20 protein-coding genes are annotated in these 25,854 nt (G+C 70.3%); 15 read left to right on the forward strand and 5 right to left on the reverse strand.

The features are described from left to right. Positions 1–12 precede the first annotated feature (12 nt). The 6 genes from IEY36_RS09010 (at position 13) to IEY36_RS09035 (ending at position 7,457) form a co-directional block, all read left to right on the forward strand. Positions 13–1,137 (forward strand): N-acetylmuramoyl-L-alanine amidase family protein, encoded by a 1,125-nt coding sequence (locus tag IEY36_RS09010; RefSeq protein ID WP_188966722.1) that lies wholly within the window; start codon positions 13–15, stop codon positions 1,135–1,137. Between the two features lie 91 nt (positions 1,138–1,228). After that, entirely contained in the window at positions 1,229–3,862 is a 2,634-nt protein-coding gene (locus tag IEY36_RS09015) for a penicillin-binding protein 1A (protein WP_188966723.1), read from the forward strand. Between the two features lie 9 nt (positions 3,863–3,871). Continuing rightward, a protein-coding gene (gene prfB / locus IEY36_RS09020) for a peptide chain release factor 2 (protein ID WP_188966724.1) occupies positions 3,872–5,003 on the forward strand; the annotation gives its coding sequence in 2 pieces (ribosomal slippage) (positions 3,872–3,940 and positions 3,942–5,003; 1,131 coding nt in all). Continuing rightward, a complete protein-coding gene (locus IEY36_RS09025) occupies positions 5,000–5,998 on the forward strand; it encodes a glycosyltransferase family 61 protein (protein ID WP_188966725.1) in 999 nt (332 codons plus the stop codon). Before prfB ends, IEY36_RS09025 begins: the two co-directional genes overlap by 4 nt. After that, the gene (locus IEY36_RS09030) at positions 5,995–6,624 is read left to right on the forward strand and encodes a sulfotransferase family protein (protein ID WP_188966726.1); all 630 of its coding nucleotides are present in this window, start codon (positions 5,995–5,997) and stop codon (positions 6,622–6,624) included. The genes IEY36_RS09025 and IEY36_RS09030 overlap by 4 nt, the downstream gene beginning before the upstream one ends. A 113-nt stretch (positions 6,625–6,737) precedes the next feature. Continuing rightward, on the forward strand, positions 6,738–7,457 hold the full coding sequence (locus IEY36_RS09035; RefSeq protein ID WP_188966727.1) for a hypothetical protein: 720 nt from the start codon (positions 6,738–6,740) through the stop codon (positions 7,455–7,457). Between the two features lie 53 nt (positions 7,458–7,510). On the opposite strand, the gene IEY36_RS09040 is transcribed toward IEY36_RS09035, so the two are convergent. Both IEY36_RS09040 and IEY36_RS09045 read right to left on the reverse strand, forming a co-directional pair. Then, positions 7,511–8,398, reverse strand: coding sequence for a hypothetical protein (locus tag IEY36_RS09040; protein ID WP_188966728.1), 888 nt, complete (start codon positions 8,396–8,398; stop codon positions 7,511–7,513). Positions 8,399–8,494: 96 nt separating this feature from the next. Beyond that, positions 8,495–9,331, reverse strand: coding sequence for a hypothetical protein (locus IEY36_RS09045; protein ID WP_188966729.1), 837 nt, complete (start codon positions 9,329–9,331; stop codon positions 8,495–8,497). Between the two features lie 260 nt (positions 9,332–9,591). Between IEY36_RS09045 and IEY36_RS09050 the strand changes: the two genes are divergently transcribed. The 3 genes from IEY36_RS09050 to IEY36_RS09060 all read left to right on the forward strand — a co-directional run bounded on the left by IEY36_RS09050 (position 9,592) and on the right by IEY36_RS09060 (position 15,597). Next, positions 9,592–12,123: a glycosyltransferase gene (locus tag IEY36_RS09050; RefSeq protein WP_188966730.1), complete on the forward strand. Its 2,532-nt coding sequence runs from the start codon at positions 9,592–9,594 to the stop codon at positions 12,121–12,123. 400 nt (positions 12,124–12,523) lie between these two features. Next, positions 12,524–13,084, forward strand: coding sequence for a hypothetical protein (locus IEY36_RS09055; RefSeq protein ID WP_188966731.1), 561 nt, complete (start codon positions 12,524–12,526; stop codon positions 13,082–13,084). Between the two features lie 14 nt (positions 13,085–13,098). Then, on the forward strand, positions 13,099–15,597 hold the full coding sequence (locus IEY36_RS09060) for a glycosyltransferase (RefSeq protein ID WP_188966732.1): 2,499 nt from the start codon (positions 13,099–13,101) through the stop codon (positions 15,595–15,597). 97 nt (positions 15,598–15,694) lie between these two features. Here IEY36_RS09060 and IEY36_RS09065 read toward each other — a convergent pair whose 3' ends face one another. Further along, positions 15,695–17,590 carry an AMP-binding protein gene (locus IEY36_RS09065; RefSeq protein ID WP_188966733.1) on the reverse strand — a complete coding sequence of 632 codons (1,896 nt, stop codon included), beginning with the start codon at positions 17,588–17,590 and terminating at the stop codon, positions 15,695–15,697. Between the two features lie 306 nt (positions 17,591–17,896). On the opposite strand from IEY36_RS09065, the gene IEY36_RS09070 reads away from it, so the two are divergent. The 5 genes from IEY36_RS09070 to IEY36_RS09090 are packed head-to-tail and all read left to right on the forward strand — an operon-like array spanning position 17,897 to position 23,180. Continuing rightward, positions 17,897–18,205, forward strand: a complete 309-nt coding sequence (locus IEY36_RS09070; protein ID WP_188966734.1) for a DUF485 domain-containing protein — start codon at positions 17,897–17,899, stop codon at positions 18,203–18,205. Next, complete coding sequence (locus IEY36_RS09075; protein ID WP_188966735.1) at positions 18,202–19,899, forward strand: cation acetate symporter; 1,698 nt, start codon at positions 18,202–18,204, stop codon at positions 19,897–19,899. Before IEY36_RS09070 ends, IEY36_RS09075 begins: the two co-directional genes overlap by 4 nt. 45 nt (positions 19,900–19,944) lie before the next feature. Next, entirely contained in the window at positions 19,945–21,765 is a 1,821-nt protein-coding gene (locus IEY36_RS09080) for a DUF294 nucleotidyltransferase-like domain-containing protein (RefSeq protein ID WP_188966736.1), read from the forward strand. Further along, a complete protein-coding gene (locus IEY36_RS09085) occupies positions 21,765–22,439 on the forward strand; it encodes a 3'-5' exonuclease (protein ID WP_188966737.1) in 675 nt (224 codons plus the stop codon). Before IEY36_RS09080 ends, IEY36_RS09085 begins: the two co-directional genes overlap by 1 nt. A 33-nt stretch (positions 22,440–22,472) precedes the next feature. Then, a complete protein-coding gene (locus IEY36_RS09090; protein WP_188966738.1) occupies positions 22,473–23,180 on the forward strand; it encodes a 3'-5' exonuclease in 708 nt (235 codons plus the stop codon). A 9-nt stretch (positions 23,181–23,189) separates the two neighbouring features. Here the strand turns inward: IEY36_RS09090 and IEY36_RS09095 are convergent, their stop codons facing one another. Then, complete coding sequence (locus IEY36_RS09095) at positions 23,190–24,629, reverse strand: DUF294 nucleotidyltransferase-like domain-containing protein (protein WP_229681242.1); 1,440 nt, start codon at positions 24,627–24,629, stop codon at positions 23,190–23,192. Between the two features lie 123 nt (positions 24,630–24,752). Continuing rightward, positions 24,753–25,373 (reverse strand): hypothetical protein, encoded by a 621-nt coding sequence (locus tag IEY36_RS09100; protein WP_188966740.1) that lies wholly within the window; start codon positions 25,371–25,373, stop codon positions 24,753–24,755. A 175-nt stretch (positions 25,374–25,548) separates the two neighbouring features. Here IEY36_RS09100 and IEY36_RS09105 point away from each other — a divergent pair, with 175 nt between their 5' ends. Beyond that, positions 25,549–25,854 carry a DUF4212 domain-containing protein gene (locus IEY36_RS09105; protein WP_188966741.1) on the forward strand — a complete coding sequence of 102 codons (306 nt, stop codon included), beginning with the start codon at positions 25,549–25,551 and terminating at the stop codon, positions 25,852–25,854.

Raw genomic sequence — 25,854 nt, forward strand, 5'->3', positions numbered from 1 at the left:
GGGAACACGACAATGCCGCGCCTCGGCCGGCGGCCCCTGCTGGGGCTCGGCCTGCTCGCCACCTTCGCCGCGCCATCGCTGGCCCGGGCGGCTACACTGACGGGTGCCAGCCTGGACCCGGCACGCACACGCACGCGCCTGACGCTGGCGGTCGAGGGCGAGCAACGCTGGTCGGTCCGCGCCCAGGCGGACCCCATGCGCCTAGTCATCCAACTGCCCGGCGCGGCCTGGCGCGGGACGGCCACGCTGGCCGGCCGCGGCCCAGTGCGCGCCGGCCGCTTCAACGCCGCCGAGGACGAACTGGTACTCGACCTCGCCAGCCCGGCCCTGCCGATGGCCGGGCCGGCGCGGGCGGGCCATATCGTTATCGACATCACCCGTGTGGCGGCCGCGCGGTTCGATGCCGTGGTGCGCGCCGGGCGCAACGTGCTGGCCGGGACAGTGCGCGGTGAGCGCGCGCTGCCGTTGGTGGTGCTCGACCCCGGCCATGGCGGGCGCGACCCGGGGGCGATCGGCACCACCGGCGTCCATGAAAAGCGCATCGTCCTGCAGGCCGCGCTGGAACTGAAGCGCCGGCTCGAGGCAGCGCGCATCTGCCGCGTGGTCCTGACGCGCTCGCGCGACGTGTTCATCCCGCTGGCGGAGCGGGTCGAGATCGCCCAGCGGCGCGATGCCGCGCTGTTCGTTTCTCTGCATGCCGATTCCGCGCCGGGGGCGCGCGGTGCCTCGGTCTATACCCTGTCGGAGACCGCCTCCGATGCGATGAGCGCGGCGCTGGCGCAGCGCGAGAATCGCGCCGACCTTGCCGGCGGGTTGAGCCTGCCCTCGGTCAGCCCCGATGTGCAGCGCATCCTGCTCAGCCTGATGCGGCAGGAGACGCGGGTCGGTTCCAACCGGCTGGCGCGGCTCGCGGTGCGCGAACTGGGTGAGGAAGTGCAGCTGTTGCCCAATACCCACCGCGAGGCCGCCTTCGTCGTGCTGAAGTCGCCCGAAGTGCCCTCGGCCCTGGTGGAACTCGGTTTCCTGTCGGACCCGCGCGATGAGGCGGCCTTGCAGCAACCGGCCCATCGGGCGCGGTTGTCCCTGGCGCTGTCGCGGGCGGTGAAGCAATGGCTCGAATCGGCGTCGACCGGATGAGGCAGGCAGCGCAGCCGGCGATGGCCCCTCGCAATTCGGTTCGGCGCGCCAAATATCGCCGTTACCGCCATGTCAGTGTATCTGTGCCGCGATGACCCCCCCCGATCTCCGTGCCGATGAGCCGCTCGACCCCCGCCGCACCGCGCGGCGGGGCGCGGCTGCCGATGCCGCCCCGCCGCCGGATGGCGCGGCGGCGCCACCGAAGAAGGAGAAGTCGGCCCGCACCAAGCGCCGCCGCCGCGGCCTCGGCCTGTTCCGCCTGTTGTTCATGATCCTGGTCATCGGCGGCCTGGTCGGGTCGGTCGCCGCCTATGGGCTGTACCGCCAGATCTCGGAGGATCTGCCGGATTATCGCTGGCTGGCCGACTACGACCCGCCGCAGATGAGCCGCATCTACGCCGCCGACAGTCGGCTGACCGCCGAACTCGCCACCGAACGGCGTGTCTTCGTGCCGATCGAGGCGATCCCGGCGCGCATCCAGCAGGCCTTCGTCTCGGCCGAGGACCAGCGCTTCTGGGACCATGGCGGCGTCGACCCGCTCGGCATCGCGCGCTCGCTGGTGACGGCGGCGGAGAATTACGGCTCCGGCCGGCGGATGGGTGGTGCCTCCACTATCACCCAGCAGGTCGCCAAGAACATGCTGGTGGGGTCCGAACGGTCGCTGATGCGCAAGGTGCGCGAGGCGATCCTCGCACTGCGCCTCGAACAGGCGCTGTCAAAGGACCGCATCCTCGAAATCTACCTGAACGAGATTTTCCTCGGCCAGTCCGCCTATGGCGTGGCGGCGGCGGCGCAGGCCTATTTCAACAAGGGCCTTGATGACCTGACCATTGCCGAGGCCGCCTTCCTCGCCGCCCTGCCCAAAGCGCCCAACAATTACAACCCGATCCGCTTCCCCGAAGCCGCACGCGCCCGTCGCGACTGGGTGATCGACCGCATGGCCGAGGATGGCTACATCACGCGGGAGGAAGCGCGCTACGCCAAGGCCGAGCCCCTGGTGCCGCGCCCCTCGCGCCGGCCGGAGGTCGTCCCCGTCGGCCAGTACTTCACCGAGGAAGTCCGTCGCGAGCTGATCCAGCGTTTCGGCGCCGAGCAGACCACGATGGGTGGCTTGGTGGTGCGCACCAGCCTCGAGCCCGTGCTGCAGACCGCGGCCGAGGAAGCGCTACGCGACGGGCTGATGAATTACGACCGCCGCCGCGGCGGCTGGCGTGGCGCCTTCGGGTCGATCGCCGCCGGCCCGACCGAATGGCTGCCGGCGCTGCAGGCCTATCAGCGCCCGCCCGGCGGCCCGGCGGAGTGGAAGCTGGCGGTGGTGCTCGAGGTACGCGCCACCGATGCGCGGCTCGGCTGGATCGAGCGCGGCGAGGATGGGCGCGGCGCGGCGCAGCCGCAGACCGGGCTGATGTATCTGCAGGACATGGCCTGGGCGCGGCCGGTGCGTGACGGTCGGATGGGCGGGCAGCCCTCCCGCATGAACCAGGTCGTCAATGTCGGCGACGTGGTGTTCGTCGAGCAGAAGGCGACCCAGTTGCCGGCGCAGGGCCGCGCGGCACGGCCAGAGCGTGTCGAACTGCGCCAGATGCCGCAGGTCGAGGGCGCGGTCGTCGCCATGGACCCGCAGACAGGCCGCGTGCTGGCCATGGCCGGCGGCTGGTCCTTCGAGCGGTCCTGGTTCAACCGCGCCACCCAGGCGCAGCGCCAGCCGGGCTCGTCCTTCAAGCCCTTTGTCTACATCAACGCGCTGGAACAGGGCGTGCCACCTAATACCCAACTGCTCGACGAACCGATCGAGGTGATGTCGGGCGGGCGGCTGTGGCGACCGCAGAACTACACCGCCGGCCAGGCCAATGGCTGGGTGACGATGCGCCAGGCGCTGGAGCGCAGCCTCAACCTCGTGACCGTGCGTGTGGCCCAGCAGGTCGGCATGGATGCGGTGGCCGATTCCGCCCGCCGCTTCGGCGTGATCGACAACATGCCGCGCTACCTCGCCATGTCGCTGGGCGCCGGCGAGACGACGGTGATGCGCATGGCCGCCGGCTATGCCGCCTTCGCCAATGGCGGCATCTGGAACCCGCCGACGCTGATCGATTCCGTGCAGGACCGTCGCGGCCGGGTGATCTGGCGCGCCGACCACCGGACCTGCGCGACCTGCGCCGCCACCTCGCCCGAGGGCGGGCCGCCAACGCTGGTCTTCCCGGCCGATGCGCCGCCGCCTGATGGGGCCGCCGCCGACCGGATACGCCACCAGGCGACCGACCCGATCTCGGCCTACCAGATGGTCTCGCTGCTGCGTGGCGTGGTCGAGCGTGGCACCGGCACCCGCGCCGGCGCCGGGTTGAACCGCCCGATCGCAGGCAAGACCGGCACCACCGACGACTACAAGGACAACTGGTTCGTCGGCTTCACGCCTGACATCGTGATCGCGGTGTGGATGGGCTATGACGACCCGCGCACCCTGGGCAATGGCGAGACCGGCGGCGGCAATGCGGCGCCGATCTTCCACAATGTGCTCGCCGCCGCGCTGCGCGACAGCCCGGCCGTGCCGTTCCGCGCCCCGCCAGGCGTCGCGCTGGTGCGGCTGCAGGTCGGCAATGGCTCGATCCTGGAGGCGTTTCGGCCCGGCACCGAGAACAATGCCCGGCGCTGGGGCGATGCCGGCTCGGCAGGTGGCGGGGGCGGCACCGCGACCGGCCTCGACAGCAACCTGGGTGGGCTCTATTGAGCGCGTCCCATGCGCGCTGAAGCAGAATCCCTGAATGAGCAGATCACCGCCTCGGTGTCCCTGCTGAGGAGGCATCTTTGACTGGGATGCCGCCACCCGTCGCCTCGAGGAGCTGAACGCTCGCGCCGAGGACCCGACCCTATGGAACGATGCCGCCGAAGCGGGGCGCGTGATGCGCGAACGCGGGCGGCTCGCCGGCCAGGTGGAGGGGGTCCAGAAGCTTGAACGTGACGTCGCGGACACGCTCGAACTGATCGAACTGGCCGAGGCCGAGGGCGACGAGCCGACCATCAAGGCCGCGCTTGCCGACCTCGAGGGCTATGCCGCCGAGGCCAAGCGCCACGAGATCGAGAGCCTGCTCTCGGGCGAGGCCGACCCCAACGACGCCTATCTGGAAGTCAATGCGGGGGCCGGCGGCACCGAGGCGCAGGACTGGGCGCAGATGCTGCTGCGCATGTACATGCGCTGGGCCGAGCGGCGCGGCTACAAAGTGACGCTGACCGAACAGTCCGAAGGCGAGCAGGCCGGCATCAAGTCGGCCACCATCCAGGTCAGTGGACCCAACGCTTTTGGCTGGTTGAAGACCGAGACGGGCGTGCACCGGCTGGTGCGCATCAGCCCCTTCGACGCCGCCGCGCGCCGGCAGACCAGCTTCGCCAGCGTCTATGTCTATCCGGTGATCGACGACAAGATCGAGATCGAGGTCAACCCGGCCGACCTCAAGACCGACACCTTCCGCGCCTCGGGCGCCGGCGGGCAGCACGTCAACAAGACCGAATCGGGGGTGCGCTTCACCCATATCCCGACAGGCATCGTCGCCGCCTCCACCCAGGACCGCAGCCAGCACCGCAACCGCGCCATCGCCATGGAAATGCTGAAGGCGCGGCTCTACGAACTCGAACTGCGCAAGCGCGAGGCCATCTCCGACGCGGTCGAGGCCGGCAAGACGGATATTGGCTGGGGCCACCAGATACGGTCTTATGTTTTGCAGCCGTATCAGATGGTGAAGGATTTGCGGACCAGCGTGGAGAAGGGCAACCCGGACGCCGTGCTGGATGGCGACCTCGATGAATTCATGGCGGCAGCCCTCGCCCAGCGCGTCGGTGCAACGCGATCCGAGGCGAGTGCCGCGGCGCGATGAACGCCATTCGGGCGGAACTGGCCTCCTTGCCTTCGCTGTGGCGGCCTCCGGCACAGCTGAATGTCGAAACCCATGACGATGTGACCCTGCTGCCGCTCGACTCGCTGCCCCTGGGCGCGGCGCCGGTCCGCCTGCGGGTGGGCGTATTCGGCGCGCAGGGCGAGGTGATCGAGACGGCGCTGCATCGTCGCGGCCGCCATCGCAGCGAGCCATTGCCCGCGGCGCCGGCCGAGGAGACATGGCCCGGCAGCTTCGTCTATGGCGGCGTGCTGTGGGATCATTTCGGCCATTTCCTGGTGGAGAGCTTGGCCCGTGCCTGGGCCTTCGCCGACAACGACGGGCCGATCCTCTGGCTGCGAAAATCCCCGCAACAGGAACTGCGTGGCTGGCAGCGCGAAATCCTGGACCTGCTCGGGCTCGGCGATCGGGAGCATCGCGTGGTGACGCGGCCGACGCGCGTGGACCGCCTCGCCGTGCCGGAACAGGGCTTGGTCATGTGGCGCTACCTGCATCCCCGGCAGGAGGCGCGGCTCGCGGCGCATCCGTTCCGGTCGCCGGCCGCCGGGCGGCGGGTGTGGCTGTCGCGCAGCGGTCTGCCGGCGGGGCTCGCCCGGATCGAGGGCGAGGTCGAGGTCGAGGCGTTGCTGCGCGCCGAGGGCTGGACCATCCTGCGGCCGGAGACGGTGAGCGTGGCCGGGCAACTCGCGGCACTCGACACCGCCGAGATGATCGCCGGCTTCGCCGGTTCCGCGTTTCATGGATTGATGCTGGGCCGGGATGTGCAGGCGCGCATCGTCATCTTCAGCCGCCATCCGAAGGTCGAGGTCAATTACGAGATGATCGCGGCGGCCAAGGGTCTTGATCAGCGGATCGTACGGCTGGAACACGAACCGGCGGGCGATGGCAGTGCGCGCGCCGGCATCCGCCTGACGAGGCCCGAAGACGTGACCGAGGCGCTGCGCGCCGCCACCTTGTCGCACGGATCCGCGGCATGATCTGGTCGTCCCGTCGCGGCTTCTGCTTCATCCACATTCCCAAGACCGGCGGCACGACCGTGACCGCGGCCTATGAGCCGCACATGCTGTTCGATGATGTGGTGCTGGGCGGCACGCTGCTCGGTGAGGCGCTGCAGTCGCGCTACCGGGACCGCTTCGGCGTGCACAAGCATTCCGGCGCGCGCGCGGTAATGTCCGCCGCCGGGCCGGAGGCCTTCGCCGCGGCCTTCAGCTTCGCGCTGCTGCGCCATCCGGTCGATCGCATGACGTCGCTGTACCGCTGGCTGCGCGGCTCACCGAAAAGCTCACATCCGCTGCATGCGCCGGCCCTCGCGCTCGACTTCGGCGACTTCGTGCGCCTGGCACGCGACCATTTCCCGACCCAGGCGGCGCATGTGAAGGCGGCGGATGGGCGGATCGCCGTGACGCGGTTGTATCGCTTCGAGGATCTGACGCAGGCTTGGGCCGAAGTGTCCGCGCGGCTCGGCATCGAGGCGACGCTTGGCCATCGCAACGCGTCGCGCGACGCGCCGGTGGAGGTCTCAGCCGCGGCGCGGGCGGCGGTCGAGGCCGTCTATGCGGAAGATCTCGCCTTGCATCGCGCCATCCCGCCGCTGCAGGGCTAGGGCATGCTGCGTTCACATGCCCCCATGCCGCCTACTCCAGGTGATCCCTGCCGAGCATCCTCGCGCGTTCGGATGGCTCCATCCGACCGCAATTCGCTCTAGGGAGCGGCCTCGTGTCGGGCAGATCTGACGGCACGCCACGGGCGAAGCGCGACCCGCGCGAATTCCTGCCGCTCGACCAGGATTTCGCCGCGCTGCGCGAGACGCCGGTGCGCGAGGTGGTGAACGCCTTCACCCGCGGCGAGCGTCGCGGCAAGGTGTTCGGCGCCCGCCGGCCGGATTTCTTTGAGCACATGAACGAGGTGCGCAGCGAATTCCTCGACCGCAGCGAATTGCTGTTCATCCATGCCGGCTGCGTCGTCGCGCTGCGTCGGCGCCTGGCGGTCGATCACTTCCTGCCGCTCTACCTGCGTCTGTGGCGGGAGGAGAAGGCGTTCCTGCTGCGCGAATTGTCGCTGCGCTGGCTGGTCTCGGCCTGCGACACGCTGGTCGATCGGGGCGAGACGCCGGTGCAGCGCGCCGTCGCGCTGAGCGGGTCGCTGCTCGCCAACAGCATGAAGCTTGCCGAGACCGAGCGGCTGCGTTCGCGCCTGGTGGAGGATGACGCCGAGCCGCCGCGCCCGCGTCCGCCGACGGGGGATCTGTTCGACGGCATGACGACCTTCCGGCCGGGCGGGGACATGGTGGACAATCTGTTCCGCCGCCTCGTGCAGGTCGCCACGCTGGACGATGTCGCCGGGCCGATCCTGCAGGAAGTGGCGCGGCGCGTGCGGCGGGCCGATACGGTGGTGCGACGGCTGGCCGGCCCTGACCCGAGTGAGAGCGCGGATTGAGCCGGCCCGCCCGGCGGCATCACGGCGCCGGCCTTGCCAAGGGCCGCCGCGGTTCAGCCCGGCGCGGGTTCTGACGCCGGCGCGGCCTGCTTGATGAGGTCGCGCATGGGCAGTTTGCCCGAGGCCGACGAGCTGCGGGTGGTGTAGTTGTTCGGCAGATGCGGCACCCAGCATTCGCCTGCCGCGATCGCCCGCCGCGGGTCGATCGGGATCGCGTAGCGCGAGCGGAAGCCGCGCGGCACATTTTCCCAGCACAGCCCCATCGCCGAACGTTCCCGCGTGCCGATATTGCGGATGCCGGCGCTGGTCTCGAGGCCGAAGGAGGCCGAGGCGACATATTCCTGCGCAAGGTCGCGATCGAGCACATAGACCGCGCAATAGGGATTGGTGTGGGCGACGAACACATGCGGCCCGCGCTCGATCTTCCTGAGCTTGTCGAAGGGCATACTGTTCTGGACGTCGGTGCAGCGCACCTCCTGCCCCTCGGCGCTGTATTCGACGCGCAGGAAGGACGGGATCAGCCCATGCGGGGCGAGGAAGGGCCGGTGCTCCAGGAAGTAGCGGAAATTGCGGTAGCCGAACCGCATGTCGTCCTCGAGATAGACGAAGTGCGTGTGGGTGGAATCCGGCGCCAGGAACTCGTCGGGAATGAGCCGCTTATGCGCCCAGGCGAGTTCGAAGGGATGACCGAGGTCGCGGCAACGGATGAAGGTGACCGTGGCATTGCGCGACAGCGTGCCGTCCAGGACCTCGCGCAGGGCATCGATGTCGGCATCCGGCACATCGTTGATCATCACCCGGATGTCCATCCGGCGGACCGGGAAATCCGCCAGGGCGCGGACGACATCCAGCAGGTAGATCACGCGCTTGGGCACATGATGGAAGGTGATGGCGACGAGGATCGAACAGTCCTCGGGCGCCGGAGACGCGATCACCGCCATGGGTCTTCCTTGAACGCTGGGTCCAGGATGCGGCGCGCATCCTGGGTGTGATGGTAGGCGCCCGTCGATGGGCCGGACAAGGATGCCGCCGCGCCGTTACCAGCGCTGCAGGCGCGGTTCGGCGAGTTGTGCCAGCGCCGGCGCGATATGGGCGGCGACCTCGTCGTAATTGGCGATCAGGCGACGCTTGTCGGGGGCGGTCGGGCGCATGCGGATCGGGCCGAACAACCCGCGGGCGGCCTCGGGCGACAGCGACAGCGCCTGCGCCAGGGCGTCAACCGCGGCCGGCGCGATGTGGTCGCCGGCGATGAAGTCGGGATAGGTCAGCTCGATATAGCGGCGCTGGTCGCGAAACGCCTCGCGCACCAGCCCACGCGTGCGCGCGACCGGCAGCACGTAGTGCAGCGCACGGTCGAGGTCGAGCGTGATCGGCTCCTCCTCGCGCTGCGAGATGTCCTTGTCGGTGTGATAGAGGTTGCGCGTCTGGGCGATGATGTTGCTGGCGAAGCATTCGAGGATGTCGTCGCGGATCAGATGCACCACCAGAAGGCCACGGCTGCGCATGTAGCCCATCAGGAAGTTCCGCCAGGGCAGTCCGATCGGGTAGGTCCACAGCGTGTTGAGCACGCCGAGGTTGTCGTACATCACGTCGAAATGCAGGTAGTCGCGGTCGATCGATTCATGCAGCTTGATGAGGAATTCATCGAGGAAGGCGGTCAGTTCATCCTGCGAGAATCCGAAATCCGGATGCGCGCCGAGATGCGCCGCCCAGGCGCGCGTGAGGCTCGCCACCGGATTGTTTGGCAGGAAGATCTCATAGGCCGAACGGACCACCTCGCCGCTGTTCAGCGACTGGGCGAAGGCCTTGGTGCCGCTGCGCTGGGTTGCGATGGTGACGATGGTCCGCGCGGCGAGGTGCTCCGGCAGCTTCAACGCGACTACTCCTGACGTGACACAGTCAATGACGCCGGCGCAGGCCCGTTCCCCCATCGGGTCCGGGCCCGGGGACGGCCCGATGGAAGCGCGGGCCGGCGCCGAGACTAATCAGCCAAGATCGCATGGGCGGCGCCGTGACGGAAGCCGCCTGCATCGCCGGGCCGCGGGGGGTATGCGTGGGCCGGTGCATCCCGCATATTCCGATTATTGTGCGGTGCGTCACGGACCGCGGGGTCGGGGAAAGCGGGGCGGCTGATTTGGCAAGGAGCGTCGTCCATCTCTGCACGGGGGCCGCAGGCGGCGCGGGCCGCGCGGGGCGGCGCGCCCATCTCGCGGCGCGCGAGGCCGGGCTGCTGTCGGCCTTCGCCTTTGCCGATGGCGAGGCCGAGGCGCCCGACGACGTCCTGCTGCACCCGATCGCGGCCGAGGACCCGGCCGAGGCGGCCCTCGCCACCGTGCTGCGCGACCGCGTGCAATGGGGCGTGCTGCAGACCGCGCGCAGCGATGCGACCAATACGCTGTTCTCGATCGCCCATCCGGGGCTGGCGCTCGACCGCCAGGCGCTGGTCGCGGCGGCCGACATCCTGCATCTGCACTGGACATCGTGGCTGGTGCCGCCGGCCGTGATGCAGCGCTGGCTGGCGCAGGGCCGCGCGGTGGTCTGGACGCTGCACGATTTGTGGCCGATGACCGGCGGCTGCCATTACCCCGGCGGCTGCGACCAATATCGCACCACCTGCCTGCAATGCCCGCAGCTGCGCGATGCCTGGTCGCTGGTGCCCAATGCCTTCGCCGAGAAGCGCGCCGCCTGGTCCGGCCCCGGGCCGTTGATCGTCGCGCCGTCGCGCTGGATGGCTGCCCGCGCGGCCGAGAGTGCCATCCTCGGCGGCTGCCGCATCACGGTCATCCCCAACCCGATCGATATCACGGCGTTCGCGCCGCGCGCCGATCGCGCCGCCCTGCGCGCTGCCTTCGGCATCGGCCCGGACGACCTGCTGCTGGTGCTCGGCGCCTATGACAACCGCGAGCGGCGCAAGGGCGGCGCCGTGCTGATCGACGCACTGCGCCGGCTGCACGAGGATGGCCGCCTCGCCGCCGCGCTGCCGGCCGGCGCGCGGGTGGCGTTGGCCGGCTTCGGCAAATCGTCCCTGCCGGGCTGGGACGGGCTGTCCACCCTGGCCTTCGGCGAGGTCAGCGACGATGCGGTGCTGGCCGATATCCTCGGCGCCGCCGATCTCGCCTGCATTCCGTCGTTGGAAGACAACTACCCCAATATCGCGCTCGAAGCGCTGGCCTGCGGCACGCCCTGCCTGGTCACCCCGGTCGGCGGGCTGGTCGAGATGGTGCGCGAAGGCACCAGCGGCGTCGTCGCCGCCGCCGCGGATGCCGGGGCTTTGGCCGAGGCGCTGCTGCGCTTCGTTGCGCGCCATCACGGCGATGCCGACCTGCGCGCGACCGCCCGCGCCCAGGTGGAGGCGGAGAACGCTCTGCCGGTAATCGGCGCCCAGCTCGCCGCGCTGTATGAGAGCATCGCCCCGCCGCCGCACGTGACCGCGCCGGATGCCACGGCGCATGCCCGCGCGCTGCGTGCCTTCGGCCAGGCGCCGGTCGCTGTCTCCGCCCGGCCGGCCGCGCCCTTCCTGCGCTTCCCAACCAATCTGCTGCTGCGCCAGGAAGGCGGGCCGGCGGTTGCCACCATCGAGGCGCCGCCGGTCGATGCACCGGTGCCGGGCACCCGGCTGCTGGCCCTGCATGCGCGGCATATCCATCACGGCGCGCGGTCGGGCCCCTACCAGTTCCTGCGCCATCTGCCCGAGGACATCACCGCCGATATCCGCGCCACGCCGCTCGGCGCCGGGCTGGCCGGTGTCCGGGCCGCCGAGTACCAGGCCTGGGGCAAGCTGCTCGGCGCCGTGCCGTTCGGCCAGCAGGGCAATGCCTGGCTCGCCGAGGCCGAGCTGCTCGCCGCCTGCGCCGCCGTGCCGGCCGATGTCGTCCATGCGGTGGATGGCGAACTCGCGCTGTGGCTGCTGCCGCGCCTGCCGGCCACGCTGTTCGCCGGCGGGCGGCGGCCGGCGATGGCGGCGACCTTCCACCAGCCGGCGGCGCTGCTGTCGGGCATGGTCAACCGGCATCTGCTCGGCCGGCTCGATGCCGTCATCCTGCTGTGCGAGGCGCAGCGCACAGCCATTCCGGCGGCGATCGACCCCGCCCGCATCCATGTCCTGCCGCATGGCATCGACGCCGATTTCTTCACCCCCGGGCCGCGCGCCGCCGGGCCGGGCTTCCGCCTGCTCGCGGTCGGTCATTGGCTGCGCGACTATCCGGCGGTCTTCGCGGCGCTCACCCTGCTGCGGCAGGCCGGGCTCGATGTCAGCCTGCGGGTGATCTCCCCGAACCCGCCCGCCGGCGCGCCACCCGGCACCATCATCGAGGCCGGGCTGACCGACGAGGCGCTGCGCCAGGCCTATCGCAACGCCGATGCCCTGCTGCTGCCGCTGGAGAACGCCACGGCGAACAACGCGATCCTGGAGGCGATGGCCTGCGGCCGCCCGGTCGTCAGCACCGATGTCGGCGGCGTGGCCGAGATGACGGCGGGCGCGGCGCGGCTGGTGCCGCGGGGGCATGCGCGGGCGCTGGCCGACGTGGTGCTGGGCCTCGCCGCTGATCCGGCGGCGGCCGAGGCGCTGGGGCGCGCGGCGCGGGTGAGGGCGGAGGCGCTGGACTGGCGGCGCATCGCGACGCTGCATGGCGCGCTCTATGCCGCGCTGGCGGAGGGGCGGGCGTGATGATGGGGGCGAGGCGCGGCGATGTGATGAGGTGGCGCCGGTCCATGGACGAGAAGGTCGCGCGGCCAAACAGTGACAAACGGAGAGGGCTTTGTCCCCTCCGGACCTCCCCCACGAAAGGCCTAAGGGCCTCTGGACACCAATATTTGGCGTTGGGCGGGAGGGGTGGGTCCATCAGTCAACGCCACGTTGGGCTCGGCACCATGGATGCTTCCCCTGCTTCGGGCGCAACACTGTCGTCGGCCCTGTGTGAATCCCGCCCGGCCCGGCACCAGGTATCGGTTTCCAAAGGCCCCCCGGCCTTTGGTGGGGTGAGGTCCCGAGAGGGGCAAAGCCCATCTCCGGTCGGCCCCTTGCCACATCATCGCGGGCCCCGCCCGGCGCCCGCCCTCGGCACCCCATGACGGCCCGCCATTCCATCCCCGCATCGGCCTGGCGTGCCGCCACCGAGGGCTTTGTCGTCGAGATCGCGGCGCCCGGCGCGGGCGGCCTCGCCATCCTGGCCGAGGGGTGGGCCGATCCCGGCGCGGTGCGGCTGGTGCCGGCGCAAGGGGCCGCCATCGCCTTCCTGGCGCTCAGTGACAGCGCCTTCGTCGCCGTGACCGCCGAGCGCGGCACCCGTTTCACCATCGAGGCGCCGAGCCGGCCGCTGAGCTGCCAGGTCCGGTTCCTGGCGCACCCCGCCACCTCGCCGTCACTCGCGCTGTTCGCCCCGCGGGCGATCCGCAGCCCGGCGCGACGTCCGGCCTATGACCTCGAGGCCGGGCGTGAGCGGGTCACCGCGTCGCTGGCGGCGCAGGAACTGGACGCGGCGCTCGGTGTGGCGGCAGAAATGCTGGCCGCCGCGCGCTCGGCCGCAGCCACCCGTGGCGCCGTCACGGCGGTGCTGGGCCATCTTGCCCGCTACCCGCTCGCGCGCAGCCCCTCCCTTGGCGCCTTTGTCGCCGCCCTGACCGAATAGGCCCCAGGACGCCCATGGCTCTCGTCATTCTCGACCCCAATCTCGAAGGCGAGGCCGGTCACCACCTGGCCTATGACATGGCGATCGCGCGGGAGGCGCGGGCGCGCGGGGAGGCGGTGACGATCATCGCCCATCGCCGCTACGCCGGCAGCGGGATCGATGGCGTGCGCATCCTGCCGCATTTCTCCGCCAGCACTTACGCCACGATGCACAAGGACCCGGTCACCGGCGCGATGGATGACTGGCGCGCCTTCAACGACCTGCTGCAATCCGAACTGGCCTTGCTGCCGCGCCCGGAGTTCCGCCCGACCGATGCGGTGCTGGTGCCGACCACCACCGAGAACCACCTCGCCGGCTATATCGGCTGGATGAAGACCTTCGACCCGCTGGAGGCGCCGCTTTTCCTGCTGCACCTGATGTTCCCCTCCGGCATCACGGTCGATGCGGCGGGGCAGGAGGTGGTCGAGGACCCGCTGCGCGCGCTGTTCTACCGCTTGGCCGACCGCGCCGCGCAGGAGGAAGGCCCGCCGGTGCATCTGTTCGCCAGCGGCGGCCAGCACGCGACCGAGTTCAGCGCCCTGTTCCGCCGCCCCGTCGCCGCGCATCCGCTGCCGATCCGCCCGGAGCCCGGGCCGGCGCCGGCCGAGCGGCCGCGTCGCGTGCTGCTGTTCGCCGGCGATGCGCGGATCGACAAGGGCGTGGGGCTGCTGCCGGCGCTGGTGCCCCAGCTCGCCACGGCGCATCCGGATTGGACGCTGGTCGCGCATGTGAATGGCCATACCGCCTGGGGCGAGGCCCGCGCGGCGGTCGAGGCGCTGCAGGCGCTGCCGGCCACGGTGCCGAACCTCGAACTCGCCGGCGGCAGGCTGTTGCCCGAAGACTACCTCGCCTTGGCGCGGGGTGTCGGCATCGCGCTGTTTCCCTATGACCCGGTACTGTACCGGCGGAAATCCTCGGGCGTGTTGTGGGAGGCGATCAGCCTCGGCACGCCGGTGGTGGTGCCGGCCGGGACCTGGCTGGAGAATGAGGCGCGGTATTGGGGCGCCGGCCATGTCGCCTATGCCGAGCACAGTGCCGCCGGCATCGCCGCCGCCTTTGCCGCCGCCCTGCCGCGCATCGATGAGCTGGCCGCCGCCTCCGCCGCCGCGGCACGGCGGTATCGCGCGGCCAATGGCGCCCCGGCGCTGATCGACCAGATCGCCGGGCTGTGGGTGCGGCACAAGGCGGCGGCGAGCCTGGTGGCACGACCGGGCAGCCTGGCGATCGACCTCACGCGGCTGGATGGCGGCTGGCACCGGCCGGAACCGCTGGACGGGCGCACCGTGCGCTGGGCGATGCAGGAACCGGCCATCGCCTTCGACTGGCCCTTCGACGAGGCGTGGCAGCTCGACATCTCGCTGCTGTCCTTCTTCGGGGAGGAGCAGCTCGACCGGATCGAACTGCAGGGCACCGAGTTGCCGGTGACGATGAGCTGGCAGCGCGACGGGCGCGGCGCCCGGCTGGCAGTGCGCGGGCCGGGGCCGGGACGGGCGAAGCCGCGCATCGAATTGCGCTTGCGGCTGCCCTACACCTACCGGCCGCCCAATGATTCGCGGGACCTCGGCGTGCTGGTCGGCGCCATGCAGGTCGGCCTGGCGGCGAGTGCCGGTGCAGCCGCCAGCGCCGCGACCGACCCGTCGCTGGCGCCGGTGCTGCGGGTCACCGGTGCCGAGGTGGCGGGCGGTGGATGGCCGCTGGCCCCAGCGATCGGCGGAGTGCTGCACGCCGCCGCGGACCGGCCCTGCGCCGTGGCGTTCCGGCTGCGCTGCGACCCGCCGGCGCCACCACCGGCTGTCATGCTGGAATTGGCGGGGGCCGCGGCCCGGCTGCATCTGGCGCCGGAGGGGGAGGGGGTCTGGCTCGGCACCGCGATGCTGCCGCCGGCGCTGCTGCGCGCCGGGGGCGATCGGGCCGCGTGGGAACTGGTGTGCGAACCGGCCGAGGGCCAGGCGGTGACGCTGCTGTCGGCCACGGCGAGCCGCCTGGCCGGTACGACGCGCCCGCTCGTTGCCGCCGAGATCGCGCCGCCGGCACCGGCACCGGCACCGTCGCCCAGCGAGCCGCCGCCCGCCGCGTTGCCGTTCGGCGCGCCACGGCTGCGCTGGGACCTGTCGCAAGGGATCGGGCCATCGGAGGGACCCTTCCCGGATCTCGACGTGCCGGCGGATGTGCGCTGGGTGGTGGCGCGCGAGGCGCGGCTGGTGGTGGAGGCCAGTGCGGCGGGGCCAGCGCAGCTGGTCCTGCGCTACCGCTGCCTGCTGCCGCGCCAGGGCATGCGCGTGACGCTGGAGGGCGGCACGCCCATCCAGGTGGAGATTGAGGGCGCGGGGCTGCGCCAGTCCGGCGAGATCGTGCTCGACCTGATGCTGCGGCCCGGGGCAAACGACGTGGCGCTCGCCTTCTCGGGCGGGGTGCGCGAGCCGGGGACCGGGCGCGAGCTGGTGCTGCTGCTGGAGCAGGCCGGCTTCGCCTGAGGACGGCTGTCGACCGCCTGCTCAGGGCCTGCGCGCGGCCACGCCGCAGGGGGCGTGTCGCGGCGCCCGGCGGTGCCCCGGCGCGCGCCCGATGCTGTCAGCGCATCGCCCCCTTCAGCACCTCGCCCACCTCATCGAGGATCATCGGGTCGTCGATCGTCGGCGGCACCACGTAGTCGTCGCCATCGGCAATCTTGCGCAAGGTCGCGCGCAGGATCTTGCCTGAGCGCGTCTTGGGCAGCCGCGCGACGACGCGCGCCTCCTTGAAGGCGGCGACTGGGCCGATGCGGTCGCGCACCATGGCGATCAGTTCGCGGCCGATCTCGGCCTCGGTCTTGGTCACGCCGTGCTTGAGCACCACCAGGCCCAGCGGCACCTGGCCCTTCAGCGTGTCGCGCACGCCGACCACGGCGCATTCGGCGACATCGGGGTGCGCCGCCAGCACCTCCTCCATCGCGCCGGTCGAGAGGCGATGCCCGGCGACGTTGATGATGTCGTCGGTGCGCGACATCACCCAGACATAGCCCTCGGCATCGATCATCCCGGCATCGGCGGTCGAGTAGAAGCCGGGGAAGGCGGAGAGATAGGCTTCGCGGAAGCGGTCATCGGCGTTGAAGAGGGTGGGCAGGGCCGAGGGCGGCAGCGGCAGGCGGATCGCCAGCGAGCCGATCTGCCCCTGCGGCACTTCCTGATGCGCCTCGTCCAGCACCACCACATCGTAGCCTGGCGCAGGCTTGCCGCCGGAGCCGGGGCGGGTGGGGAACAGGCCCAGGCCGCGGAAATTGCCGGTGATGGTCCAGCCCGTCTCCGTCTGCCACCAATGGTCCACCACGGGCTTGTGCAACAGGCCTTCCGACCAGGTGATGGTGTCGGGATCGCAGCGCTCGCCGGCGAGAAACAGGGCGTCGAGCTTCGACAGGTCGTAGCGTTTCAGCAGCGTGCCGTCCGGGTCTTCCTTCTTGATGGCGCGGATCGCGGTCGGTGCGGTGAACAGCACCTTGACGCCATGCTGTTCGCAGACCCGCCAAAAGGTGCCGGCATCCGGCGTGCCGACCGGCTTGCCCTCGAACAGCACGGTGGTGCAGCCGGCCAGCAGAGGCGCGTAGACGATATAGGAATGGCCGACCACCCAGCCGACATCTGAGGCCGCCCAGAACACGTCGCCGGCGCCGACGCCATAGACCATCGCCATCGAATGCCGCAGCGCGACGGCGTGACCGCCATTGTCGCGCAGGATGCCCTTGGGCGCGCCGGTCGTCCCAGATGTGTAGAGGATATAGAGCGGGTCGGTCGCCTCGACGCTGACGCAGGGGTGGGGCGTGGCGGCCGCCATGGCGTCGAGCAGGTCCGCGTCGCGCCCCGGCGTCAGCTCGCAGAGGCATTCCGGGCGTTGCAGGATGAGCACCGCCGTCGGCTTGTGCGGGGACAGGCCGATCGCGGCATCGATCAGCGGCTTGTATTTGACGATGCGGCCGGGTTCGAGCCCGCAGGAGGCGGTGACGATGGCGCGCGGTTTCGCATCGGCGATGCGGGTAGCGAGTTCCGCCGCCGCGAAGCCGCCGAACACCACCGAATGCACCGCGCCGAGCCGCGCGCAGGCCAGCATGGCGATGGCGGCTTCGGGGACCATCGGCATGTAGATGATGACGCGCTCGCCCTTGGTCACGCCGCGTTCGGCCAGCGCGCCGGCCAGCCGGGCGACGCGGTCGAGCAGGTCGGCATAGGTGATGGTCTCGACCTGGCCGGTCATCGGGCTGTCCCAGATGATGGCAGGGCGCGCCCCGTGGCCGGCGGCGACGTGGCGGTCCACGGCGTTGTGGCAGGTGTTCAGCCAGCCGCCGGGAAACCAGCGGCCATAGACGCCGAGCGCGGGGTCGAAGGTCCGTTCGGGCGGCTTGTCCCAGGCGATGCCGCCGGCCGCCTCAGCCCAGAAGGCCTGCGGGTCGCGGCGCCACGCCGCATGGGTCGCGTCATAGCCTGTTGCGCCGGTCATTCCTGGGTTTCCCTGCCGTTCATCGTCCCTGTGGCCGGAGCCTGGACCGCCGGCCGCAGCGCAGGCAAGTGACGAAGGGCGCCACCCGGCGCGTTGGCATGGATCAGCCACGCCGGGTGCCGTCCTCCGGACCACCCGGCCGGAGGGCTACGCTCCCGTATCGCGAACACCGCGTCGGGGCCACTGCCGGGTTTGCCTGGCGCTGTTCCGGCTTGCGCCAGATCAACATGAGGGCTGCTGCCAACACCTATGGGGCAGCAAGGCTCCTTGCCGGAACGGGGCCCGCACAAATCAGGAGGGTGGCCGATGACCGACGAACCGCATCTGCGGATCCTGCGGAATGCACAGTTTCAGGACCTGGTCCGACGGAGATCCCGGTTTGCCTGGACCCTCGCGGTCCTGATGCTCGTGATCTATTTCGGCTTCATCGCCCTGGTGGCTTTCGACAAGCCCCTGTTGGCCATGAAGATCGGAGCCGGCGTCACCTCCCTCGGCATCGTGCTGGGTCTGGCGGTGATCATCGCCGCCTTTCTCCTGACAGGCATCTATGTCCGCCGGGCCAACAGCGAGTTCGACGCGTTGACCGCCCGCCTCAATGCGGAGCTGCAGCCATGAGGCGCTTCCTTTGGGTCTCCGCGCTGGCGGCGGCAATCGGCACGCTGGCCCATTTTGGGCTCGCCCACGCCGCTGGCGCGCTCGAGGGTGCGGTTGACCGCCAGGCCCTGAACTGGGCCGCCATCATCATGTTCTTCCTGTTCGTCCTCGGCACGCTCGGCATCACTTATCGCGCCGCGATGCAGACGCGCTCGGCGGCCGATTTCTATGCCGCGGGCGGCGGCATCACCGGCTTCCAGAACGGTCTTGCCATCGCCGGGGACTACATGTCGGCGGCATCGTTCCTGGGCATCTCCGGCCTCGTCTTCAGCTCCGGCTTCGACGGGCTGATCTATTCCATCGGCTTCCTGGTCGGTTGGCCGGTGATCCTGTTCCTGATCGCCGAGCGCCTGCGCAATCTCGGCAAGTTCACCTTCGCCGACGTCGCCTCCTTCCGATTGGAGCCGACCTCGATCCGCATCCTGTCGGCGACCGGCACGCTGGTCGTGGTCGCCTTCTACCTGATCGCCCAGATGGTCGGGGCGGGGAAGCTGATCCAGTTGCTGTTCGGGATGGAATACCTCTACGCCGTGGTGATCGTCGGCGTGCTGATGATCGTCTATGTCGCCTTCGGCGGCATGAAGGCGACGACCTGGGTGCAGATCATCAAGGCCTGCCTGCTGCTCGCCGGTGCGACCTTCATGGCCTTCATGGTGATGCAGCGCTACGGCTTCAGCCCCGAGGCGATGTTCGCCGACGCCGTCCGCATCCATCCGCGCCACGATGCCATCATGGCGCCGGGGGCGCTGGTGTCGGACCCCGTATCGGCGATCTCGCTCGGCCTCGCGCTGATGTTCGGCACGGCGGGGTTGCCGCACATCCTGATGCGCTTCTTCACCGTCGCCGACGCCAGGGCGGCACGGAAGTCGGTGTTCTACGCGACGGGCTTCATCGCGTATTTCTACATCCTGACCTTCATCATCGGCTTCGGCGCCATCACCTTCCTGATGACCGACGACAGCTTCTACACCGCTGGTGCGGGCGGGGTGATCAACCGCGTTGGCGGCCTGATCGGCGGCACCAACATGGCGGCGATCCACCTGGCCAATGCGGTGGGCGGCTCGTTCTTCCTCGGCTTCATCTCGGCGGTGGCCTTCGCGACCATCCTCGCGGTGGTGGCGGGGCTGACGCTCGCCGGCGCCTCGGCCGTGTCGCACGACCTCTATGCCGAGGTCATCGCCCGCGGACATTCCAACGAGCAGAAGGAGGTGCGCATCTCGAAGCTCTCGGCGGTGGTGATCGGCATCGTTGCCATTGTGCTCGGCTACGTGTTCGAGAACCAGAACGTCGCCTTCATGGTGGGCCTGGCCTTCGCGGTCGCTGCATCCTGCAACTTCCCGGTGCTGCTGATGTCGGTGTTCTGGAAAGGCACGACGACGCGCGGTTCGCTGATCGGCGGCTTCCTCGGCCTGACCAGTGCGGTCGCCATGGTGATTCTGTCGAAGGCGGTCTGGGTGCAGACGCTGGGCTATTCGCAGGCGATCTTCCCCTACGACAATCCGGCGCTGTTCTCGATGACCATTGCCTTCGTCGGCATCTGGCTGTTCTCGAAGATGGACAGCAGCGTGCAGGCGAGAGCCGAGCAGGCCGCCTTCGATGCGCAATACGTGCGCTCGGAGACCGGTATCGGTGCCGCAACTGCCCATACCCACTGAAGCGCAAGGCGCGGCCCTTACCGGGGCCGCGCCGCAGCCTCCGCCATGAACACGGGCTTCGACGCTCAGAACACGCCCTTCGACCGCCTGACGCAACAGGAGGCGGAGGAACTGCGCGCCGCGGCCGACATCGGCTATTTCAGCCCCGGGGAGACGATCATCGCCCGCGGGCGTCCCACCGATTTCCTGCATGTCGTCATCAAGGGCGCCGTGGAAGCGCGCGACGGCGAGGCCCTGCAGGCCGTGTTCGGCCCGCGCGACAGCTTCGACAGCCGCGCCCTGGTGCATGGCGCCGCCGGCGAGGATTTCGTCGCCGCCGAGGAGACGCTCTGCTACCTCATTCCGCGCGCCACCATCCGCGGCCTGATCGCCCGCAATGCGGCCTTCGCGGCGTTCTTCTATGCCGATGTCTCGCGCAAGCTCGAAGCCTTCGCGGAGGCCCGCCGGCCGGAAGGCGGCATGGAGGCGGTGTTGCGCACCCGGGTGCGCGACGCCATGCGCCATCGCGCCGAGACGATCGAGGGCTCCGCGACCATCGCCGAGGCCGGTGCCGCCATGCGCGATGCCGACGTGAATGCGCTGTTCGTCCGCGCGGACGGGCGCATCGGGGTCGTCACCGGCATGAACCTCGCCAAGGCGGCGGTGCTGCGCGAGTTGCCGCTGAATACGCCGGTGCGCGAGGTGACGCATTTCGACGTCATCTCCGTCGAAGCGGACGACTTCCTGTTTGACGCGCTGCTCGCCATGACACGATCCGCCAAGCGCCGCCTCGCCGTGCGCGACGGCGAGGCCTGGGTCGGCTTCCTCGAGGATATCGACCTGCTCGGCCAGTTCGCCGGGAACTCGCAGCTCATTCCCGGGCGTATCGCTGGCGCCCGCAGCGTGGCCGAGCTCGCGGCGCCCGCCCGCGCGATCCAGGACCAGGTGGAGCGGCTCTGGCGCCAGGGCGTCAAGGTGGAGGCGATTGCCGAGATCACCTCCGATCTCAATCGCCGGCTCCTTGTCCGCCTGTTCGACCTGGTCGCGCCGCCCTCCATCCGCGATCAGGGCTGCCTGATCCTCATGGGCAGCGAGGGGCGCGGCGAGCAGACCGTGCGGACCGACCAGGACAACGGCCTGCTGCTGGCGGCACCGGTGCCGGACCCGGAGCTCGCCGCCTTCCGGGAGGCCTTTTCGGGCGCGCTGGACAGGTTCGGCTTCCCGCCCTGCCCGGGCAACGTCATGGTCCGCAATCCGGTCTGGTCGCAGACGCTGGACGGCATGGTCCGGCAGTTGCGACGCTGGATCCAGGACCGCACGCCGGAGGCGGCGATGAACATCGCGATTTTCCTCGATGCGGTGGCGGTGACCGGCCGCGCGACGCTGCTGGAACAAGCGAAATCGGCGCTATTCGCCATGATGCGGGGGGAGGCGGCACTGATGGCGCATTTCGCGCATCTGATCGAGAGTTTCGCCACGCCGAGCCTCGGTGTGCTCAACACGCTGATGACGACCGTCGGCGTCGGCGAGGACGCGATCGATATCAAGAAGGCAGGCATCTTCCCGATCGTGCACGGCATCCGCGCCATGGCGCTCGAGCGCGGCATCGCCGCCACGGCGACCGCGGAGCGGATCGAGGCGTTGGTCGCCATGAACGCATTGCAGGCGGAACTCGGGCGAGACCTGCTCGGGGCGCTGCGCGTTTTCATGGCCTACCGCATCACCTCCCAGATCGAGGCGGTACGGCGCGGCAATGTGGAGCAGGAATCGCTGGTCCGCCCGAGCCGGATGACCGCGGCGGACCGCGACATCCTGCGCGACTCCTTGCGCGTGGTTCGCCATTTCCGGGAGGTCATATCCACCCGGTTCAAGACATCGGTGTTCTGATGCTGCCCGCCTGGCTGCGCCATCGGCTGTGGCGCGCTGCACTCGCGGATCGCGCGTTCATGTTCCTGCTCGACCCGCCGCCGGAGGGCGAGGCCGTCTCGCTCGATTGCGAGACGACGGGTCTCGACCCTTGGGTGGACGAGATCATCGCCGTCGCCGCCGTGCGGGTGGCAGGCAGCCGCATCCTGACCAGCAGCCGCTTCGAGGCGGTGGTCCGCCCGACCCGCATGCCGGAGGCCGGTTCGATCAAGGTACATGGGTTGCGCCGGCGCGATGTCGCGGGCGGGCGACCGATGGCCGAGGTGCTGCCGGAGCTGCTGCGGTTCATCGGATCGCGGCCGCTGGTCGGCTACTATATCGATTTCGACGTGGCGATGGTGAACCGCTACGCGCTGCACCAGATCGGGGAGCGCCTGCCGAACCGGCGCATCGAGGTGTCCTCGCTCTACTACGACCGCAAATACGGCAAGGCGCCGCCCGGCACCGCGGTGGACCTGCGCTTCGCGAGCATCCGCGCCGATCTCGGCATTCCCGACCTCGGCCAGCACGATGCGCTGGCGGATGCGGTGATGGCGGCCATGATGTGGCTGCAGCTGCGCGACCTGCAGGCGCGGGGACAGCGCCTGCGCAGGGGCCGCGGCCGGGAGGCGACGGCCGCACCACTTGGCGCGTAGCATGCCGGCGGTCGCCATGGCAGGGTCGGGGTCATGAGTGGGTTCATCCGCCGGATGGTCGGGGCCGTGGGCAGGGGTCTTGGCCCGACGACACGCGAATTCCTCCGCGCGCGGGCGCATTTCCACGCGCCACTGCCGCCGGGGCCGCTGCCCTTCCAGCACTATGTCGTCTTCGACCTCGAGGCGACCGGGCTGAACCCGAGCGGCGGCGACGGCCTGCTCGCCATCGGCGCGGTGCGGCTGCGCGACATGGAGCCGGTCGAGCGCTTCGAGACCCTCGTCGATCCCGGGCGACCGATCCCGCCAGGATCGATCGCCTATCACGGCATCACCGACGCGCATGTGCGCGGCGCCCCATCCGCTCCCGAGGCGATCGCGTCCTTCATGGAATTCGCGCAGGGCGCGGTACTGGTCGCGCACAATGCCGCCTTCGACCGTTCGCTGCTGTTCATGGAGGAGCACCGCGGCGCCCCTGCCGTGCCGAACCCCTTCCTGTGCAGCCTGGCCGTCTCCCGCTGGCTGGATCCGGAGGAGCCGGACCATTCGCTCGATGGCCTTTGCGGTCGCGCCGGGATCCTCATCGAGGGGCGGCATCAGGCGCTGGGCGATGCCGAGGCGACAGCCGTGCTCTGGGCGCACCTCCTGGCGCGTGCCGCGGCGCTTGGCGTCGAGGACCTGCAGGAGCTGATCCGACGCAGCCGCATGCTGCCCGCCATGGCGCAGACCGCGGAATACTTCTGATGCCCCGCCTTACCAGTAGTGCCCGGTGAAGTCGCCGAAGGTGCCGCGGCTGAAGCTGCGCACGGCCCGCAGCGCATCCCGCAGCTGCGTGCGCGCCGCCCGCGGCATGCCCGCCGCATCGACCAGGTTGCCGGGCACGCGTCCGGCCGCATGATCGGCAAGCTGCTGCCGCAGCACGGTGTCGAGCAGCAGGCAGAAGGCATCGGTCAGGCTGGCGGCTTCGGCTGCCGCGACCGCGCGGCGCGCAGCGAGCACGGCGAGCCGTTCGGCGGTGCCGGTGGCGGCCACCCCGTCGCGGAGGGCGAGCAGCCGTGTCGCCGCCACCAGCGGCATCAGGCCGTGCAGCTTGAGATCGGTCCGCATGCCGGGACCGGGCTCGTCATCGGCGAAGCCGCCCCAGAGGGTCAGGCCCACGGTCAGCCCGGCATTCTGCGCCGCCATGGCGGCAAGCAGCGCCGGCGCGCGCCGCAGCACCTGCCCGAGATGCGCGCGCAGCGCCTCGGCCGAGCCTGGATCGCCGGCCGCCGCACGGAAATCGAACGCGATATCGGCGAACAGCAGCGCCGCCCCGGCGCGGCGATGGGCCCAGTATTCGAACTGTCGCCGCCATTGCGGCAGCGTCTTCCGCCATAGCGGGTTCATGGCCATGATCCCGCCCGGGCAGAGCGGGAAACCCGCCCGGTCCAGCCGCTCGTTGAAATCCACCGAGAAGTCGCGAAACCAGGCATCGACCGGCCCGTGCTCCTCATCCGGATAGTCCGCGAGGATGAGGCCGTTGTCCTGGTCGGGGCGCAGCAGGCTTTCGCCGCGGCCGACGCTGCCCATGACCAGCAGCGTGAAGGGCACGGGCGGCGGCCCGCGGTCGGCCATGGCGCGGTCGAGCACGCGGCGATGCAGTTCGAGATTGATGCCACTGACAAGGCCGACCACGTCCGGCGCGGCGACGCCTTCGGCGAGCAGCGCCGCGGCGACGCCCGCCTGGGCCTGCTTCACCGCGGCGTCGTCGCCGGCCAGCGCATCGAGATGGCCCAGCAGGCGCCCGGAGACGGCGGCGAGCACGTCCGTGCGATGCAGCATGCCACGGCAGCGGCCGTCAGGCCCGAGCACCGGCAGGTGCCGCAGGCTGCGCGCGCGCAGCAGGGCGATGGCGCGCCATAGCCCGGCATCCTCGGTGCAGGCGATGACCGGGGCGGACATGGCCGCCGAGAGCGGCGCATCGGGCGGCAGGCGGAACACCACGCGGCGCGCGACATCCTGTTCCGTCAGTATCCCGACGGGCCGGCTTTGCACGTCCACGGCCAGCACGGCGGAGATGCGCGCCGACCGCATCGCCGCGACCACCTCGGAGAGCGGCGCTTCGGGCGCGAAGACAGGCGGCGCCGGCGCCATCGCGTCCCGAACGCCGCCGGTGAGGGCGGCGGCGGGGGAGATCGGAGAGTTGTGCGCCACGGTCAATTGCGCCCGCGTCCTGGTGTTCCGACGTTGAGTGAGTATGGCGGCGCACCGTTCGGGGGACGAGGCCCAAGTGGCGCCGGGCGGTCCGGTCGGCGGGTGGGGATGGCAGCCCGGCCGTTATGAAGAGTGGTCCGACAGCGCCGCCGCCAGGGGAGCGGCCGCGAAGCGGCGTTCCATCTCCTGCTGGGTCGACACGATAAGGAACCGCAGCGCGCCGCGGATCGAGGCGGATTCCCCGGTGCGGTTCTCGGGATGGATGGGCAAGGTGGCGAAAAGCGGCGCCTCCGCCAGCAGGGGCATCTCGTGGGACCGATGCGGGGGAGCGAGTTGCAGCGCCGCCAGATGGCTGCGGATCGAGAAGGTGGCGGCCGTCCCGGCCTCCTCGGGTGGCGGCGTTTCGCTGGCCAGTGCCGCGTCGTGGAGCCGGGCCAGCGCCTCGGCCAGCGCGGCCTCCCGCTCGACCGCATGGGGGCGGAGCCATGCCTCCGCCAGGGCCGTCACATCAGCCAGCGCGCCGAAATAGACCTGCCAGCGACAGTGCTTCAAGGCAGCCTGGAAGTCGGGTTCGGCGAACAGCTTCTGTTCGTGTCGCCCGGCCTTCACACGGCAGTAATCGAGCACTGACTTCTGGGCGACATAGGCGCCCTGGGCGCGCAGGAACTCTCCCAGACGTCCTGGGGCGTCGGAGCGTGTTCCCGCCGTGAGGTGCCTGAGGAATCCGCGAAGGCTGAACGTCATGTCGAAAGGCCCCTGTTGGCTTGCAACCTTGTTGCGCGGCGACGTCGACGCGTGCCACCGTCACAATCAAGGGTCTGCGAATCCGCCGCCTGCGCTGTTCCGCGACCTGATATGCCGCAACAAGCCGAGACGGGCGATCCCGAATTTGGCGAAAGCATATGGGGGGATACAGTAAATGCCAGCTGCTGAACCGAATTTCACGCGCGCGGCGAATGCCGGGGACGCGGTGGATGCTGCAACCGCCAAGGCCTATTGGTCGAAAACATCGGGCCTAATGTGGTTGATGTTGATCATTTGGGCCATTGCCAGCTTCGGCATCCATTTCTTTGTCGGATTTCTCAATCAATACAAATTCCTGGGTTTCCCGTTCGGCTTCTACATGGCCGCGCAGGGCAGCCTCATCATCTTCGTCGTCATGCTGTTCTGGTTCGCCCGCCGGCAGAACGCCATCGACGCCGAATTCGGCGTGTCGGAGGACTAA

This window comes from Neoroseomonas lacus, from assembly GCF_014644535.1.
GTDB classification, from domain to species: Bacteria; Pseudomonadota; Alphaproteobacteria; order Acetobacterales; family Acetobacteraceae; genus Neoroseomonas; species Neoroseomonas lacus.

What these genes read in the sequence shown, in the direction of transcription:
- IEY36_RS09010 (WP_188966722.1), top strand. Translation starts at nt 13, where the DNA reads ATGCCGCGCCTCGGCCGGCGGCCCCTGCTGGGGCTCGGCCTGCTCGCC.
- IEY36_RS09015 (WP_188966723.1), top strand. Translation starts at nt 1,229, where the DNA reads ATGACCCCCCCCGATCTCCGTGCCGATGAGCCGCTCGACCCCCGCCGC.
- IEY36_RS09025 (WP_188966725.1), top strand. Translation starts at nt 5,000, where the DNA reads ATGAACGCCATTCGGGCGGAACTGGCCTCCTTGCCTTCGCTGTGGCGG.
- IEY36_RS09030 (WP_188966726.1), top strand. Translation starts at nt 5,995, where the DNA reads ATGATCTGGTCGTCCCGTCGCGGCTTCTGCTTCATCCACATTCCCAAG.
- IEY36_RS09040 (WP_188966728.1), bottom strand. Translation starts at nt 8,398, where the DNA reads ATGGCGGTGATCGCGTCTCCGGCGCCCGAGGACTGTTCGATCCTCGTC.
- IEY36_RS09055 (WP_188966731.1), top strand. Translation starts at nt 12,524, where the DNA reads ATGACGGCCCGCCATTCCATCCCCGCATCGGCCTGGCGTGCCGCCACC.
- IEY36_RS09060 (WP_188966732.1), top strand. Translation starts at nt 13,099, where the DNA reads ATGGCTCTCGTCATTCTCGACCCCAATCTCGAAGGCGAGGCCGGTCAC.
- IEY36_RS09065 (WP_188966733.1), bottom strand. Translation starts at nt 17,590, where the DNA reads ATGACCGGCGCAACAGGCTATGACGCGACCCATGCGGCGTGGCGCCGC.
- IEY36_RS09070 (WP_188966734.1), top strand. Translation starts at nt 17,897, where the DNA reads ATGACCGACGAACCGCATCTGCGGATCCTGCGGAATGCACAGTTTCAG.
- IEY36_RS09075 (WP_188966735.1), top strand. Translation starts at nt 18,202, where the DNA reads ATGAGGCGCTTCCTTTGGGTCTCCGCGCTGGCGGCGGCAATCGGCACG.
- IEY36_RS09080 (WP_188966736.1), top strand. Translation starts at nt 19,945, where the DNA reads ATGAACACGGGCTTCGACGCTCAGAACACGCCCTTCGACCGCCTGACG.
- IEY36_RS09085 (WP_188966737.1), top strand. Translation starts at nt 21,765, where the DNA reads ATGCTGCCCGCCTGGCTGCGCCATCGGCTGTGGCGCGCTGCACTCGCG.
- IEY36_RS09090 (WP_188966738.1), top strand. Translation starts at nt 22,473, where the DNA reads ATGAGTGGGTTCATCCGCCGGATGGTCGGGGCCGTGGGCAGGGGTCTT.
- IEY36_RS09100 (WP_188966740.1), bottom strand. Translation starts at nt 25,373, where the DNA reads ATGACGTTCAGCCTTCGCGGATTCCTCAGGCACCTCACGGCGGGAACA.
- IEY36_RS09105 (WP_188966741.1), top strand. Translation starts at nt 25,549, where the DNA reads ATGCCAGCTGCTGAACCGAATTTCACGCGCGCGGCGAATGCCGGGGAC.